Raw genomic sequence first — 16,248 nt, forward strand, 5'->3', positions numbered from 1 at the left:
GAAAAAGACGTGGAGAAATTATCAAATACTCTTTCCGTGTCCCCGTGTCTCAGGTTTCTTCTTTAAATTGTGCCAACTAATCACTACAGTCAACAAAAAATACTTATGTTTCAACCACTAGGATTTGAACAACGCTCCATAAATACCTCACTAGGTAGAATGGCATACTATACTGCCGCTGGGTCACCTTGGCTGGACAATGTAACTACCAAAGATGATCGGGAAACTTTGGTGTTTCTGCACGGCTTTGGTGGTGGATCTTCTGCTTATGAGTGGTCGAAAGTTTATCCGGCTTTTGCCGCCGAATATCAGGTCATTGCGCCAGATTTAATCGGTTGGGGTAGGTCTGAGCATCCAGCACGGAGTTATAAGATTGAGGATTATTTGACCACGATTCGGGAGTTTTTCGAGCAGACTTGTATTGGCCCAGTAACAGCGATCGCTTCTTCTTTGACCGCAGCATTTACAATTCGAGTAGCAGCAGCTCAGCCTGATTTATTCAAATCTTTAATTCTCACTACCCCCGCCGGACTTTCCGACTTTGGCGAAGACTACTCCCGTAGTTTTTTTGCCCAGTTAGTCAGCGTTCCCCTTGTTGACCGTTTACTTTACAGCACTGGAATAGCCACCAGTGGGGGTATTCGCAGCTTCTTAGAGCAACGGCAATTTGCTCAGTCTAATCGAGTGTACCAAGAAATTGTAGATGCTTATTTACAATCCGCCCAACAGCCTAATGCTGAGTATGCAGCACTTTCTTTTGTCCGTGGCGATTTATGCTTTGATTTATCCCTTTACATTCATCAGTTGACCACTCCTACGGCCATTATTTGGGGACAAAGGTCGGAATTTACAGGACCCTCAACTGGTCGCCGCCTTGCAGAAATTAATCCCCAAGCGATCCGATTTTTTCAACAGTTGGAAGATGTGGGGTTAACACCACAGTTGGAATTGCCAGCAGTCACAATTGGGTTAATTCGCCAATTTTTACCTTTGCTTAATTAATAGTTTGTTCAGTAGTGAAAGCCCCAGCTAATTTCCTACCTTCTTTACTGAGCTAATTTCAACCATAAGTGTGTAGCTAGACATTGGATTGTCGAGGCTAAATAAATTAAATTAAAGGCGTTACTGAATCAGCTTTTTATTTTTTAACGCCTTTGATTTCATCTGAAAGTTACTTACAATTTGCTTATACATATAGCAAAAGCATCTCGCTAAAAATATCAATAATTCAGTTATTGTTGGTGCTAATAACCCAAGTCATGGGTTATTAATTATAGGGTTATTTAATTAGGCAATCGCGCACAATTAAATTTCGGTTACATATAACACAATTGCGCCTGGGGTTTCCCTGATTTGGTGACTGACATCCGGCTTTGCCGACTTAAAGCAACTGGCGTACAAATTCTATTCGCTACATCTGGGCATATTTTTACAAAAGTGAGATGCTCCCAGGTCAAGTTCAAGACGAATGGTTTCATTATAGTATTCACAATCACTATACTATCCAAACTGACTTGATAAATTGCTAATTATACAAACAAAATAAGGCATAGCAAATTTATACTAGCAGGTAGATTATCTGATGACTATTCCAGAGTCAATTAAACAATTTATCACATGGATACAAGGTTTTGACCATCGTCTTTTACGAAATGAAGATGATGTCAAAGAAAAGTTTATTTTCCCAATGTTTCAGTATCTCTGTTATCCAGAGAAATGTCATCGTGAATACCCTTTAAAAATATCTAAATCAGGAAAGTACGGGATAAATCCAAAAATTGCTCAGATTTATTATACAACAGATGATATTGAACAACAAAATACAGATACTTCACTTATTTTTATTGCAGCAATAGAACCGCATCAAAATAAATTCAATTACTCTATTGAGCAAGCAAAATTTTATAACAATTATTTTAAAACACTATTTTTTATTGTTACTAATGGATATCAAATCAAGGTTTTCAAACAGCTACGTTATCATAGAGAAGAGTCGATATTTGATACAAATATAGATGCGCTGAGAAATTCTGCTCTTGCCTCAACTTTTTATAATCAGCTAAATTTTGATTCGGTGAAAAACATCGATAAAAATACAGTAAGTATTTTAAAATATACTAAATATAACTTAATAGAAAGATTTTTAAGACGCTATCCAGATTTACAGGATGTTTTAGAAAAAAGTTATTTTGAGCCTTCCATAATGCGAGAAGGTTACCGCTTAGTTGTTGTGAAACCAAAAGTAGTGATCGCATGTAATTTACCTAAAGCTTTTGGAGAGGGTAATTGTGAAATAGAATTCAGCAGTATTATTTTAAGAAATCTAAAAATTTACTTAAATCATCAAGATATTTTAGGTCAATTAATGACTGGATTGCACACCCAGGCAGATTGGGGATGTCGTCGGTTTTTTAAACAGTTAGATAAAAATACTTTCGAGGTATATTTAGGTCAAACAACTTTAATTTTATCAGAGTTAGAAGCAATAGACTTGTGTTTGTGTATTGATGGAGTTTGCCAAGAATATAAAAATTTAATAATTGAATTTGAAAATGCTTTAGAAACATGGAATTTTAAATTCGTAGAATTTTCAGAAAGTCGAGGTTTTATCCTTTTTTCTGTCAGACAAGAATTATGGGAGTTAATGCAGCAGTTTGCTCATGAATTTGATTATACTAAAGGCAAGTCAGAATGGCATCTATTCCAGAGAAAAGATATATCAATTCGAGTCAGTCGAGGAATTCGCGATCATACATTTATCTTAGCCAAAATTGATAGAGATTTATATTTATTGCCTAACAATCAAATTAATATAATTTATGAGCTAAATGATGTCAATTTACAATCTATTGAAACAGGTAAATTAACTTTATGGCAGCAAGATATTGGAGTTCAGGGAACCTGGACAGCTAGATATACCAAACAGTGGTTATTAGAGAAATATATTCCAAAAGTTATTAACTATTACTCAGCAAAGGCTCAAATATCGGAAGTTGAATTGCTAGCCAAAATCACAAATTACACAAGTGATCGGGCGCTTATTAAAGAAATTGATAATATCAGAGATTTAGCACCTTATCTTCGCGACATCCAATCTTGGCTACATATATATGTGGAAAATATTGCTGCTTCTCTGTTGAAACCATATTACCAAGCCTATACAAATTTGGTGCGTAATACTGATTCGTCCATAACAGGCATAGACTATATTATCGGAAATTTGCGTAGGGTTGAATGGAAAAATACGCAAGAAGAAAATCCTAGCAATTCCACAAACTGGAAAAATTTTACTTTCAAATATGCTATAAATTGCTTAGATCAGCAAGTTACAAGAATAAATAATTGTGAATACGAGAATAGTCTCAACGCAGATTTGATAACTCGGACATTTATTTGGATTCTAGAAAATGGGAAAATCTCTTTCTCGCAAGCTCAATTAAATGCTGCTAAACAGGCTTTGCCACCACTTTGGGAACAAAGTCGCTTTGAAATGCGCCATGTGTATCCTAATCGATAAAGCTACATAATCCGCTCTAAATCCAACACAAATCCAGGTAGTACATTTTCTCCTGATAAACTAGCAGGATTGTCTAATATCTCTACATCTTTACCTGGACGATAGATTTCCACTCGCTTGTTTTTCCGGTCAATTAACCAACCTAATTGAGCGCCGTTTTCGATATACTCCTGCATTTTCTCCTGCAATTCTTTCAAGGAATCAGTACGAGAACGCAACTCTACTACAAAATCAGGACAAATTGGGGCAAATTTTTCTTGTTGTTCTGGGGTTAAAGCATTCCACCGCTCAATTTTTACCCAAGAAACATCAGGAGAACGTTCTGCACCATTAGGAAGGGTGAAGCCAGTTGAAGAGTCAAAACCTTTGCCTAATTTAGTCTGTTTATTCCAGATTCCTAACTCAACAACCATATCAAAGTTACGGTTGCCAGTATCACTACCTGTAGGTGGCATAATTAATAATTCCCCTGACGCTGTACGCTCAAATCGATAATCGCGGTTTTGCTGACACATCTGGAAAAATTGATCATCAGTTAAGTCTATTTTCAATTTGAGTGTAGAAGGTAAAGTGGTTGTCGTGGCGTTCATAGGCTATTGTGAGCATCTTACTTTCTAGTTTAGTGGTGTGTAGGGTGCGATCGCTGCCAGGAGATGATGGCGATCGCACAAGCCTGGTCATTGTTTTTCACTATCGGCAAAGACGACAAGGGACTGGAACAAGAAATTGAATTCGGCAGATTTTTCACTAACCTTTTAATTGCTATTGGAGTAAGTAGAATTCTTTGGGCGATTTACTTTAGCCAATTAGGATGAGCAAATTTGTTCATTTCTAGTTTGTAGTAACTTCAATGGAGGTCTTGGATTTGGATACCAGGACTTCTTTTAACTTTTCACTTTTGTCTAAAAACCTCTGTTTAGCTTTGGGAAAGTTTGATGTTAATTGGATTTATAAAGCTTCCTAATTTGTCAAGCTATTGTGGATACGTGGGTTTAGAAGTAGCACAAATTGTTTCCAAACAGCTTGCATTTCGTAAAACCTATGTAATTCAAAACAGAAGTATATTGGTATATCAACTTTTAAAATCTAGTCTGGATTCTCATACAGCAAATCGAACTGTTACTGTACTTATATCAAGCCCGGTTTTACAATTAACCAATAAAAACCACTGTGCAATAAATTATAGGCGAAAGTAACTATACAGGCATTGATAACAATATTATATCTGCCTTTAAAAAGTAGTAAGTTAGGAGTTAATTTTGAATTTTGAATTGTTAATCTTTCTCCTTGTCTCTCTTTTCTCCCCAGTCCTTAGTACAGCACGCCATAAATCCAGCTATACCATCTCAATTAATAAAACTTGGGGCTTCAATTATACCTTTTGTAGGAACCATGCTCTATGTCTTCTAGGATTGTGGTTTGTGCAGATAGTTTCCAGCCAAGCTCCCGATCGCTTTTTGAAGACGAAACTTGGTTATTTATTGCGAGGAAAGTAGTTAGCGCTATTCCCCAAACTTGAACAGCTTCTTCCTTTGACATTTCCGTAATTTTACATCCAAGCATTCGTGCAACTGCTTCGGTAATAGCTTTATTAGTAATTCCTGACTCTGATACTGCATGATAGATCGAACCTGCCTTGCCATTATACAATGCGTGAATATAAAGTTCGGCGGCATCATCCACATGGACGACAGAGTATTTATAGTCGCCAGGTTCAACATACCGAGCTACGCCTGTTTGCTTGGCATCGTCCACGAGAAAAGGGATGAATTGACTCCCACCACGTCCGTAAACAAAAATCGGAAGACGTAACACAACACTGCAGATATTTTGCTGTGCCGCACGAAGAATATCCTGCTCGGCTGCGGCTCTTCCTGCTAACTCTCCTTGAAACTCAAAATTTTCTGAGTCATCAATTACGCGATCGCCTGTATCACCAAGCAAACCAGTTCCCGATGTGGCAATGAATGGCTTACCTGAACCTGCCAAAGCCTCCGTAAATGCAGCAATGACATCACGTTCTGTTTTTACTGCACTAGCGAAATCATTATAGTCATGAATAAATGCGGTATGAATGACTCCATCACAAGAGCGTGCGGCTATCTTCAGTTTTTCTCTGTCTTGTAAAGTTCCTAAAACTGGCTCAATTTCAAGGGCTTTGAGCTTTTGTACAGATGCTTCACTTCTAGTCAAACCAAAAACTTTGTGACCAGTCTCTTTGAGTCGTTGTGCAACAATTGAACCAATATACCCACTTGCCCCTGTCAGAAAGATGTTCATAATTCACTCCTTTAAATCAGAACATTGCTACGGTCTGACTATCTAGCAAACTAATAAAGTAATATGCAGTTCAGCACACCTATCTATGGGATTATTCTATATTTTTGCAGGCTAACTCTTATTAGCTCGCTTAATTTTTGAGATACCAATCGCTTATCCTAGTACAATTTGGGCTTGAGCAACTGGTTAAGGGTAGGCAAATTGACGCCACAGTGTACTGTTCCTAGTTCAACGCAAACAACGAATCGCCTCTAATAGACCTCTAGCTTTATTCAGCGTCTCTTCGTATTCTTTTTCTGGCTCAGAATCAGCCACCAAACCTGCACCAGCTTGTACGCTCACTGTCTGATCATGCACTACCATTGTGCGAATTGCGATCGCAGTATTTAATTGTCCTTCAAAATCGTAATATCCATACACACCGGAATAAACACCCCGACGACTAGACTCTAACTCGTGGATAATCTCCATCGCCCTAATCTTGGGTGCGCCGCTTACCGTACCTGCTGGGAAGCAAGCTTTCAGTAAATCCCATGCTGTTTTACCAAGTGCTAATTTACCTACAACATTGCTGACAATGTGCATCACATGGGAGTAGCGCTCAACTACCATTAATTCATCAACTTTGACGCTACCATTTTGACAAACACGCCCCAAATCATTCCGCCCTAAATCTACAAGCATCACATGTTCGGCAATTTCTTTCGGATCTTGGAGTAAATCTTCAGCTAAGACTGCATCTTCCTGGGTGGTTTTACCCCGTGAACGTGTCCCAGCAATTGGCCGTACCGTTGCAATGACTCCACCATCTGAATGTGTTTCGGCTTTCACCATCACTTCGGGACTGGAACCGATGATTTGCCAATCTTGGAAGTTAAAGTAAGCCATGTAAGGCGAAGGATTAATCTGACGTAGGGAACGGTAAAGGGCAAAGGGGTCGCCTGTGTATGGTGTTGATAGCCGCTGGGAAATAACTACTTGAAAAATATCCCCTGCTTTGATATGAGCTTTTGCTTTTTGGACGCTGGCACAGAAATCAGGGCGGGTGAAGTTGCTGGTGTATTCCTCTGGTTGTCCAGATACGCGACTTCCAGGCGGTTTCCATTCCAATCGGGTTTTTTGCGGCGATAGTGGTAGAGATAGCTTTTCGAGCATTTGGGTGACGCGATCGCCCGCTTGTTGATAGGCTGCTTTGAAATCTACTTTAGGATCACGTAAATCAGCATAAGCGATCGCCCAAATTTTCCGCTTCACCTGGTCAAAAATCAATAGGTGGTCTACCTGCATCCACAATCCATCAGGGATATTTCGTTCATCTGGTGGATGAATTGGCACACGCGGCTCAATCCAGCGAATCAATTCATAGCCCCAAAACCCAAACAAACCGCCAATTCCTGGCGGTAGCTGTGGTAACTTGACTGGGTGAAAAGGTGCTAAACATTCGGCTAAAGCTGTAAAAGGGTCGCCTGCAAAAACGACCTGCGAACCATCGCGGTTTTTCTGGGTCGTGCGATCGCCCCTTGCTTCCAAAACCCACAGCGGATCGCAGCCCACTAAACTATAGCGTCCCAGCTTTTCCCCGCCTTCTATCGATTCCAACAAAAAGCTGTAGGGCTGACCTGCACAGACTTTATACCAAGCAGATACGGGCGTATCTAAGTCCGCTACCCATTCTTGATATACCGGGAGGAAGTTACCTTGTAGAGCTAGCTGAGAAAATTCGGATAAATCGGGGAATACCATAAATTGCTTAGAGATTGGGGATTAGGGATTAGGGATTGGGGATTAGGGATTAAGGATTAGGTATCAGAAGAATTTCTTAATACCCACTTCCCACTCCCCAGTCCCCAGTTCCCAGTTCCCAGTTTCTAGTCCCTATACGTCGTGGGTAGCTTTTCCACTGAACTTGAGTTCTGATGGACTGGGGTTTTGCCCAATCCGGCGTGGGACATAACGTACTTTTTCACGACCTTCAGTCACCTTCTCAGGGAAGACACCATCAGCTGGGTGAATTAAAGTAGTTTCTCCATTGGGTAAAATCCGGTAAATTTTGTAATCTGTAATTTTGAATTTCCGGAGTTGCTGACCGCCCAAAGCGATGCCATATTCTTTACGAGCTATATACAGCAAGTTTTCACCTTTCCGCATAATAGCAGCACCACCTGTAGGCAATTCAAATACTTGCTCTTTCGGGCTAGTCCAAGTGATAGCGTACTTTTCTTCCACTTGTGCTTTACTGAGCAAGCCACCGGTGCTGCCACCGAATAGCGGGGTTTGTCCAGAGAGTGTTTCTGCCATAAAGTATTCTCTCAACGTTTTTAGGGAATCCTAACACCGCAACCAGGATCATATTGCGATCGCGTTATAGACTGTAACAGTTTTTAGTCATTGTTGATTGGTCATTAGTCATTTGTCAAAAACTACCCATGCCCAATACCTATTTACTCTTGACTTTTGTCCGCTTTTCCTCTTGGCTACTCTGAACAATCGGTATAGTGAAGTGAAACTGACTACCCTGGTCTTTACCAGTTGACTCTGCCCAGATTTCCCCACCCCAGCCATTAACAATTTGACGGCAAATTGCTAAACCAAGCCCAGTCCCACCAGTGGTGCGACGTAGCGCTCCCTCTTCTTGATAAAAGCGGTCAAAAACTACTTCTAAACGATTTGGTTCAATGCCGCGTCCAGTGTCAGCCACGGTAACCTCGACCATTTGACGACTGTTGTGAATCGCTTTAATGGTAATTTCTCCTTGGGTTGGCGTAAATTTACAAGCATTGTCTATAAGTTTTGCTAGTACCTCTACTAGCCAATCACCGTCAGCTCTGATTAGAGGTAGGTTTTGGGCTATTTGAGTCTTAATTTTGGGCGGCTTTTCCGTTGAGGAATGCGTGCGATTTCGGCTGAGTGCTAAATCCACACATTCTTGTAAGGTGAGGGATTCTGGATGCCATTCCACCCGACCGCTTTCCAAGTTGGAAAGTGTGAGGAAATCTTGTACCAGTTTTCGCATCCGTTCCGAGTCGGAAAGAGCAGTATTGAGCATGATCTGCTGCAACTCCAAGGGCATATCCGGCTCACTAGCGAGACTTTCCAGGCATACTTGAATTGTGGATAGGGGGGTACGCAGTTCGTGTCCGGTGATGGCTATAAGGTTGCTACGGGTGCGGTCTAGGGCTTCTAGCTGCTGGTTAAGTTCTTCTAGGTTGGCGTAAGCTTCCGCTTGGATGAGAGCTGCTCCCACTTGGTTAGCGATCGCTTCTACCAAATCCAATTCCCCAGATTGGCACTCGTGCGGTGGCATCCGGCAATAGTGTAACTCTACAATGCCCAATAATCGCCCCTGATAGAACACTGGTTCCATCAGCCAAGAACGAATGGCAAACTTTTTGGCGATCAATGAAAGTCCTGGGGAATTGGTAACGCGAGGGTCAGTCAGCGTATCGCTTACACAGACCCCTTCGCCTTGTTCCACTATGTCCCGAAATAGAGAATTTTTCTCTAACTCCCAAGTTTGCCCACAAACAGATAAAACACCAGGAGTCAAAAACTCGTGTTCAATTATGGCTTGGCTATCTGAGGCTTGAGCGCGGTAAATTAAACAGCGACAAGCTTCTAGGTGTTGTCCTAATTCTTGTGCCGCCACCTGGAGAACTTCGTGAGGATCGAGCGATCGCCGAATGGCAGTGCTAATCGAGTTGACTAATCGTTCTTTACGTGCTTGGGCAGCGATTGAACGGTAGGCTTTGTGCAATTTGTACTGGCTAGCTTGCAAATAAGTTAGTAAGCGTTGCACAAAGGGATCTGTATCGATGTCACAAGCATATTCGTTGATTTGTTCTGCTCCAAAGTAGTTTCTCGGCTCCCCGATGCTAAACCTCTGACGTGCCTCCTCAATTTTACTTGCCAGTTCTGGTCTGTAAACCAAAATCCTGTCTAACAGCAATTCGGCTGCTTTGAGGCTAACTCCCCTTTCCGATGTCCAAATTCCCTCAAATCTTCGTGCTGTGTCTATATCCAGACTAGGGCTTAGTTCTGGTAGTTGCTTATTTTTAGCAATAGAACCAAGGCTTTCCCGGCAAACCAGACAAGTCGCATAATTATCAGCAATCACTACCAAATGCCACTCTTGACTTAAGCCATCCTTTCGGTCAAAAGCGATCTTTTCGTAGTGTTCCGAACTGTTAGTGAAATCCGTTTCTGGGGCAGATAATACGTATATTTGATTACTTCGCAAGGCAAGTCGCTGGTAGCGATGAGCTTCTTGGCGGTAGAATCGCTCTCGCTGGAAACTAGCAATTACAAGGGGTTGGGCTAAAGTCGCAGCCAAAACTTGATCTTCCATTGCGTGGGAGAGAGCCGTTAGTGAAGCCTTAAAATATAGCTGGGGCCGCAAGTAGGGTAGGGACTTTAGCAGATCACTCAGCACAGAAGTCGAAATGCTCATGAATTATTGTTAAACGCTCAACCTCGACAAGATCCACGTCACAGCTGCATTGTACAAATTCCAAGGGACTCTCAAGTTAAATAGACAGTTGCAATATGTAAAGAACGCTAAAAAGCACTTTTCGCCAAAGCAGGCGCAACACTTTGTTACCAATTAGGAGAGTGCGTACAACTTGATTTGTTCACAGACTACTACTATGCCCAATATACATTCTCGACCAACTTTGCTATCTGCTTACACAGGTAAAATCTTTCAGCGCTAAGTACTAAAACACTAATTATTGTATGGTTTGAACTGTTGTTTTCATTAATAACTACTGATCATTGATTGATAGTCCAACGCGTTGGCGTAGCCCGTCGTAGCGAAAAGTGTATCGCGTCGTTTCCCGCTGATAGCGCAGCGTAAAGCCTTCTTTTCTCTTTCTTTTATGGTCGACGCTGCGCGAACAAAGACGAAGACAGCCAACGAGAGGCTTGTCTGCGACACGCTGTTCGCATTCGCCAACGGCATAGCTTCTCTTCTCTACGAGAGGCTGCGCCAACGAGACGCAGCGCAAAGTCTGAGCCGTACCACTTCGTGGAAGCAAGCTACGCGGAGCGTCTCGTAGAGAGGCTTCCGACGCTCGCGGTCTCGCTAACGCTGCGCTATCGGTTGGCGTAGCCCGCCGTAGGCATCAGAACTTTGTAACAGAGGAGCGTCACTTTTCAAGACAGACATCGCCTACTTTGCCGACGTTGATTTATGCTCACTAAAGAGATTTTTTACCCAAAAATCATCACTGCTACATTCACATAATTTAATCCATAATTAGTGATTAAATTTAATCAATTAATTAATTATCATAAATTTGTCTAATCAAATACCAAAGATATTTAAGACAAAATCGTATAATAGTAGGAAACAAATGCTCTCTATACCCAAGAAAAAGTGTGAATTTCACATTTTGCTGAGTATACTATGTGTTTTGTCTCTTGAAAAAGTTCAATGACTAATGAATTATCTCAAAATCCTCGGTTTTCAGTCTTGACTTTAGACTTATAAAATATAAATTTATCTTTATCAAGGTTTGCTTATATGGATTTGAACGCTGCTATTTTGTCAGCAGTATGTAAGGATTATTTTGGCTCGAATGGCTCAAACGAGTTTTAGAGAGCATCTTTTTTCCAAAAGTTGTGAGGGTCAGCGACCTCTACTTGGAAGACCACAAAAATATAGACCTGTACACGGAACTTTGGCTAATGACACCGGATACACTAATCACCCTGGAAAAAATTTTTCTGGATGGAAAAACTTTTATTCCTGCTGAACAATTACCTATCCCGGAGTGGCCTTGTGTTGTGAGTCAAAGACCACAACCGACACTGACGGTTAAAGATGATGATTTATTTTTTGTGACTGATACTATCGGGAACATTTCTGGCTGTTCCCTTAATGATGGCAATCCTAGCATGGGACTGTTTTGTTGTGATACGAGATTTCTCAGTCGCTTGGAGTTGCAAATTGAAGGGCGATCGCCTGTACTCTTGAGTAGTACTGCCGAAAAAGGGTTTTCACTCTCAGTTTTGTGTGCCAACCCCAGAATCGACGAACGCCTGAAAGCTGAGACTGTAGGAATTCGCCGGGAAATAGTGCTGAATGGGGCACTATTTGAAGAAATAGAGGTATCTAACTACAGCACAACAACCGTCAGTTTTGAACTAAGCATCAGCTTTGATGCGGATTTTCTTGATTTATTTGAAGTCCGGGGCTATGACAGAGAAAAACGAGGTCGGCTTTTACGCCTAGCGGAACTGACGGCTGAGGAAGGAACATTTTCTCTCATCGATGGCGTTTCACCTGTACTCAAAGAACCATCCGCCTCTAGGGAAGAATCTTTGACACTCGCCTATCAAGGTTTGGATGGTTCCGTGATGGAATCCCGTATTATATTCCAGCATCGGCAACCAGACTATTTCAAGGGTTACACTGCGGTTTGGCAGCTAGAGTTGGCTTCTCACGAAACTCAAAAGCTGGGCTACCGAGTGAATATGTTGAAAAACAGCCAGTCCAGTTCAACCGTCAGCGCCGCATTCACCTTAGGACAGGCGAAAGCTGCTGAGTTGATGGAGGAGCAAAACTGGTTACAGCAAATTACACGCATTAGCTCAGATAAGAATACCTTCAATCGAGTGATTGAGCGGGCTGAACAAGATATGTATTTGTTGCGCCAGTCCTTTGGTAAGCATAAGACTGTTTCTGCCGGAGTACCGTGGTTTTCGACACTATTTGGGCGAGATTCGCTGATTGCAGCTTCTCAAACCCTGATGTTAAACCCGCAAATCGCCAAAGAAACTCTGATATTACTTGCGACATACCAAGGTAAAATCGACGACGAATGGCGCGAAGAAGAACCGGGTAAGATTTTGCACGAGTTACGTTTGGGAGAAATGGCTCGTTGTCAAGAAATTCCCCACACACCTTACTACGGTACAGTTGATGCCACTCCGCTGTGGCTGATGCTTTATGCCGAACATTATGCTTGGACTCACGATCAAGAACTCCTAGAGCAACTTTGGCCCAATGCTCTAGCAGCAATGGAGTGGATTGATCGCAATACCAAACAAACCAGTTACTTGAGTTACTTCCGTAAATCCAAACGCGGTCTTGTTAACCAAGGTTGGAAAGACTCTGGCGACTGTATCGTAGACCACAAGGGAGAATTAGCCAACGGACCAATTGCCCTGTGTGAGGTGCAAGCTTACGTCTATGCTGCAAAAATGCGCCTAGCAGAAATAGCTAGGATGAAGAAGCGGCTTGATTTGGCAGATCGTTGGCAAGAAGAAGCTAAAAGTCTTAAGGTTCGTTTCAATCGAGATTTTTGGGTGGAAGACCAGGGTTTCTGCGCCTTGGCTTTGGATGGAGATGGGAAGCCAGTAGACAGTATTACCTCAAATCCTGGTCATTGTCTGCATTTGGGCTTGTTCACACATGAAAAAGCTTATAGTGTAGCAGAACGGTTGCGGGCACCAGATATGTTTAATGGTTGGGGGATTCGTACTCTGAGTAATTTGTCACCCGCTTACAATCCAATGGGCTATCACATTGGTTCAGTTTGGCCCCATGATAACGCTCTGATTGCAATGGGATTGCGATCGCTCGGTCTAATCGATCAAGCCCTGGAACTTTTCCAAGGTTTATTCGACATGACTAATCAGCAGCCCTACCAACGTCCTCCAGAACTTTTCTGCGGCTACGAACGGAACGGTGGTAATGCTCCTGTGCAGTATCCAGTTGCCTGCACTCCTCAAGCTTGGGCTACTGGTAGTATCTTCCAACTACTGCAAATGATGGTCAACTTGGTGCCTGATGCTCAAAATAACTGCTTGCGAATAATCGACCCCGCTTTGCCAGAATCGATTAATCGCCTGTCATTTCATAATTTGCGAGTCGGCCCCACCATCCTCGATTTGGAATTCGAGCGTTCTGGTACTACGACTGCTTGTCGCGTTGCGAAAAAACGGGGCAATCTCCGGGTAGTTATCGAAGCATAGAAAGGCAGTAGGGAATTCACCACTCCCTATTTTATGCTGAGTGCGTCACCGAACAGCCCGTCGTAGACATCGCTCGGCAGTATGACCTGAAATTCAGTAACCGGGCTTGTCCTACCATCCGCTCTAACCAAGGCAGTGTTAGCCTGCTTCATCGCCAGTGTGTAAAGCTCTTAAGAGCTGCTCTGTAAGCTCAATCAATTCATATACAGAATTTTGCGTAAGTTCTGTAGTTTTGAAGCCATGAGCAATAGAATTACGTAATGGGAGTAAATTCATTAGTAACTGATACTCAGATTTTGAAATTACACCTTCAGTTGCTAATTGGTTTATTAAGTAGCGTGGATCAAATCTTTCTAAACTTAGCTCTTCCTTTTGGGCAAGAAGTCTCAAAGTTGCTTCTACCAAAGACCAGGAAGATAGGAGAGCTGATTCTGGATGTTGCGTTGTAAGTTGCCTTGCTACTTGCAAGTGTGATTCTATTTCATCTTCTTGAAGAGAACCCTCTGCTTTGGGAGAATACGCTGTATCCTCTGGGTTGGTCATTACTAATTCAAATCTCCAACCAGGATGTCTTTCTACCGCTTGAGCTAAATTACCTAAGTATTGATTAGAAGAAGAGTTAAGTGAGGAGCGTGACTTGACTTCAATAACTACATTTTCTTCTCCCCGACGTACTATCATGTCGGGGCGATAGGTTTTAAGGAAGTCAGGCAAGTCTTCTAGATTTGGATGAAAAAAAACTTCGTAACCCTTCTGGCGATACTCTTCTGCTAGTTTCAGCAATCGCTCTCTTTCTAGGTTTGCAGTTGGAATTGCCATCAAGTAAGTACCTCCTGGTTAGGAGCATCAATTACCACAATATGTAAGAACTGTTTGCCACGGTCAAAGCCTTCCGCCAATGTCGAGGTCATGTCTTCTACTTTAAAGTTACCTGATAAATTCCTCTTTCTAACTAGGAGGTCGCTTACTTGCTTATCATCGACGTAGGCTAATCCAATAATTGCATCTTGAATAGGTTTCACTATATTGTCTACATCTATTTCAACAGAATCATAGAAATAGGTTATTTGGAGCATAACCAACCCAGTAGCTGTTTTTTGTTCCGAAGACCAGTATTTTTCAGCCTCTTGTCGCACTGTTGTTTTCCAATCTTGAAGCCGATTACCCTTACCGCGCTTACGAGCCTGTTATGATACTGGTGGTCCATCTACTATAAACTCAAGTCTGGTCAATGCACTTTTAAATAATAGATCACAGGTTATTCTATGCAAGTAACCTTGAACACAAGCAAATAATTCCCGCTACTCATGACAGAGGAATATTGCCGTTACTAACTATTGCTGCATCGCCCAGTAGCTTCGCTGAGTGCTTTACGAATTATCTCATCACTTACACCATACCGTTTCAGACTGGCAATTAATGTAGAAACAGTATCACCCTCAAGTCGTCAAGATCAGCTCGGAGTCCTTATCCGATGTAAGCACGAACTAATGGCTGATAACCAGAAAACCCTAACAATGGTGTTACTCGCTTCAAATCCTCAATCACATCTTCGGGAATGCGAATTGTGATTGTCGTCATTGGACGACTTTTATCGAGTCGCTTTTTTAAGACTTCAGCTTTCATAGTATTCACGTTCTTTGTGCGCCGCTTTCCAAGCCGAGATGATCCGAATCATGTCGTTTTCACGCTCAATGTAGACGACCTACAAAAGATTCTATGTTAACTTACCAGCCTACAGACACGATGCCTGCGGCGGGCGGGTACGCCATCGCCTCTAATTCAAGGATGATAATAAATTTCTAATAGAAGATAGGATTAAGGATGTAAAAACAACAATAATTTACATCCTAACTCCTAACTTTTTTTATGCTTCCTCTGAATTTTCACTTTTATGTCCTGGCGATGCTTCGTAAAGTGCATCGAGATGTTGACGCGCATCTTCAACGTTAATCGAACGCATTACCAAAAGTGGCTCTTTAATTAAGTTACCCGCGTTATCTAATAACTCTGGATGCGGTACAAACTGTTTTTTTGATGAATAATAACCATAGTTGCCTTGATTATTCATTGGCGAGGAATTCGTCGGGTAAGTTCGCTCCCGATCAAAACTGAACATGATCAGATTACGAATTAAGTTGCCAACAGCTATAAATGCAAGGATTGTAAAAGCAAGAATGTAAAGCAGGTGTAACATTAGATTTTCCTCCAGAGCAGCAATTTTTAAAACTTTATTTTGTAACGCTTTGATTCGCAGACACTGTAACTCACAGTTAAGACGAGCATTTGACGCACTTTTTGTGCCCTTACATTTATATGAAGCTATTTGTCAACCGTTATTCCACTTACGGTAGCATAGGATACATTATTTTGTTAATCCAAAGAATGTTAAGAAATTGTTAAGAAATTTTTACTATCTCTTTAACGACTGCTCTAGGATCTTGCGTAGACCCAACGGGGCTTGTCATTAGACA

11 protein-coding genes and 2 pseudogenes are annotated in these 16,248 nt (G+C 41.7%); 4 read left to right on the plus strand and 9 right to left on the minus strand.

From position 1 onward, the window contains the following. Positions 1–105: 105 nt before the first annotated feature. Positions 106–1,002 carry an alpha/beta fold hydrolase gene (locus tag V7L29_RS25195; RefSeq protein ID WP_334688509.1) on the plus strand — a complete coding sequence of 299 codons (897 nt, stop codon included), beginning with the start codon at positions 106–108 and terminating at the stop codon, positions 1,000–1,002. Positions 1,003–1,582: 580 nt separating this feature from the next. Next, on the plus strand, positions 1,583–3,517 hold the full coding sequence (locus V7L29_RS25200) for a hypothetical protein (protein ID WP_334737149.1): 1,935 nt from the start codon (positions 1,583–1,585) through the stop codon (positions 3,515–3,517). 2 nt (positions 3,518–3,519) lie between these two features. On the opposite strand, the gene V7L29_RS25205 is transcribed toward V7L29_RS25200, so the two are convergent. Further along, positions 3,520–4,107, minus strand: coding sequence for a Uma2 family endonuclease (locus V7L29_RS25205; RefSeq protein WP_334688511.1), 588 nt, complete (start codon positions 4,105–4,107; stop codon positions 3,520–3,522). 8 nt (positions 4,108–4,115) lie between these two features. Here V7L29_RS25205 and V7L29_RS25210 point away from each other — a divergent pair, with 8 nt between their 5' ends. Beyond that, the gene (locus tag V7L29_RS25210; protein WP_334688526.1) at positions 4,116–4,247 is read left to right on the plus strand and encodes a hypothetical protein; all 132 of its coding nucleotides are present in this window, start codon (positions 4,116–4,118) and stop codon (positions 4,245–4,247) included. A gap of 638 nt (positions 4,248–4,885) precedes the next feature. Here V7L29_RS25210 and V7L29_RS25215 read toward each other — a convergent pair. The 4 genes from V7L29_RS25215 to V7L29_RS25230 all read right to left on the minus strand — a co-directional run bounded on the left by V7L29_RS25215 (position 4,886) and on the right by V7L29_RS25230 (position 10,244). After that, positions 4,886–5,797 carry an SDR family oxidoreductase gene (locus tag V7L29_RS25215; protein WP_334737150.1) on the minus strand — a complete coding sequence of 304 codons (912 nt, stop codon included), beginning with the start codon at positions 5,795–5,797 and terminating at the stop codon, positions 4,886–4,888. Positions 5,798–6,025: 228 nt separating this feature from the next. Next, a complete protein-coding gene (trpE, locus tag V7L29_RS25220) occupies positions 6,026–7,540 on the minus strand; it encodes an anthranilate synthase component I (protein ID WP_334737151.1) in 1,515 nt (504 codons plus the stop codon). A 132-nt stretch (positions 7,541–7,672) separates the two neighbouring features. Further along, entirely contained in the window at positions 7,673–8,095 is a 423-nt protein-coding gene (locus V7L29_RS25225) for a photosystem I reaction center subunit II PsaD (RefSeq protein ID WP_334737152.1), read from the minus strand. Between the two features lie 139 nt (positions 8,096–8,234). Further along, positions 8,235–10,244 (minus strand): DICT sensory domain-containing protein, encoded by a 2,010-nt coding sequence (locus V7L29_RS25230; RefSeq protein WP_334688515.1) that lies wholly within the window; start codon positions 10,242–10,244, stop codon positions 8,235–8,237. Positions 10,245–11,482: 1,238 nt separating this feature from the next. On the opposite strand from V7L29_RS25230, the gene V7L29_RS25235 reads away from it, so the two are divergent. Next, the gene (locus V7L29_RS25235; RefSeq protein ID WP_334688516.1) at positions 11,483–13,774 is read left to right on the plus strand and encodes an amylo-alpha-1,6-glucosidase; all 2,292 of its coding nucleotides are present in this window, start codon (positions 11,483–11,485) and stop codon (positions 13,772–13,774) included. A 138-nt stretch (positions 13,775–13,912) separates the two neighbouring features. On the opposite strand, the gene V7L29_RS25240 is transcribed toward V7L29_RS25235, so the two are convergent. The 4 genes and pseudogenes from V7L29_RS25240 to V7L29_RS25255 all read right to left on the minus strand — a co-directional run bounded on the left by V7L29_RS25240 (position 13,913) and on the right by V7L29_RS25255 (position 15,971). Next, positions 13,913–14,593, minus strand: coding sequence for a hypothetical protein (locus V7L29_RS25240; protein ID WP_334688517.1), 681 nt, complete (start codon positions 14,591–14,593; stop codon positions 13,913–13,915). Continuing rightward, positions 14,593–14,922: pseudogene (locus V7L29_RS25245) on the minus strand (RusA family crossover junction endodeoxyribonuclease); the annotation flags it as partial. The gene V7L29_RS25240 and the pseudogene V7L29_RS25245, both read right to left, overlap by 1 nt. Positions 14,923–15,104: 182 nt before the next feature. Beyond that, a pseudogene (locus V7L29_RS25250) lies at positions 15,105–15,400 on the minus strand (hypothetical protein). Between the two features lie 241 nt (positions 15,401–15,641). After that, positions 15,642–15,971, minus strand: a complete 330-nt coding sequence (locus tag V7L29_RS25255; protein ID WP_334688519.1) for a DUF2973 domain-containing protein — start codon at positions 15,969–15,971, stop codon at positions 15,642–15,644. Between the last annotated feature and the right edge of the window lie 277 nt (positions 15,972–16,248).

The organism is Nostoc sp. (genome assembly GCF_036916575.1).
Taxonomy (GTDB): domain Bacteria; phylum Cyanobacteriota; class Cyanobacteriia; order Cyanobacteriales; family Nostocaceae; genus Nostoc.

Excerpts from the sequence above, each read along its gene's own strand:
- V7L29_RS25225 (WP_334737152.1), bottom strand. The coding sequence starts at position 8,095 with ATGGCAGAAACACTCTCTGGACAAACCCCGCTATTCGGTGGCAGCACC.
- V7L29_RS25255 (WP_334688519.1), bottom strand. The coding sequence starts at position 15,971 with ATGTTACACCTGCTTTACATTCTTGCTTTTACAATCCTTGCATTTATA.
- V7L29_RS25215 (WP_334737150.1), bottom strand. The coding sequence starts at position 5,797 with ATGAACATCTTTCTGACAGGGGCAAGTGGGTATATTGGTTCAATTGTT.
- V7L29_RS25235 (WP_334688516.1), top strand. The coding sequence starts at position 11,483 with ATGACACCGGATACACTAATCACCCTGGAAAAAATTTTTCTGGATGGA.
- V7L29_RS25200 (WP_334737149.1), top strand. The coding sequence starts at position 1,583 with ATGACTATTCCAGAGTCAATTAAACAATTTATCACATGGATACAAGGT.
- V7L29_RS25205 (WP_334688511.1), bottom strand. The coding sequence starts at position 4,107 with ATGAACGCCACGACAACCACTTTACCTTCTACACTCAAATTGAAAATA.
- trpE (WP_334737151.1), bottom strand. The coding sequence starts at position 7,540 with ATGGTATTCCCCGATTTATCCGAATTTTCTCAGCTAGCTCTACAAGGT.
- V7L29_RS25230 (WP_334688515.1), bottom strand. The coding sequence starts at position 10,244 with ATGAGCATTTCGACTTCTGTGCTGAGTGATCTGCTAAAGTCCCTACCC.
- V7L29_RS25240 (WP_334688517.1), bottom strand. The coding sequence starts at position 14,593 with ATGGCAATTCCAACTGCAAACCTAGAAAGAGAGCGATTGCTGAAACTA.
- V7L29_RS25195 (WP_334688509.1), top strand. The coding sequence starts at position 106 with ATGTTTCAACCACTAGGATTTGAACAACGCTCCATAAATACCTCACTA.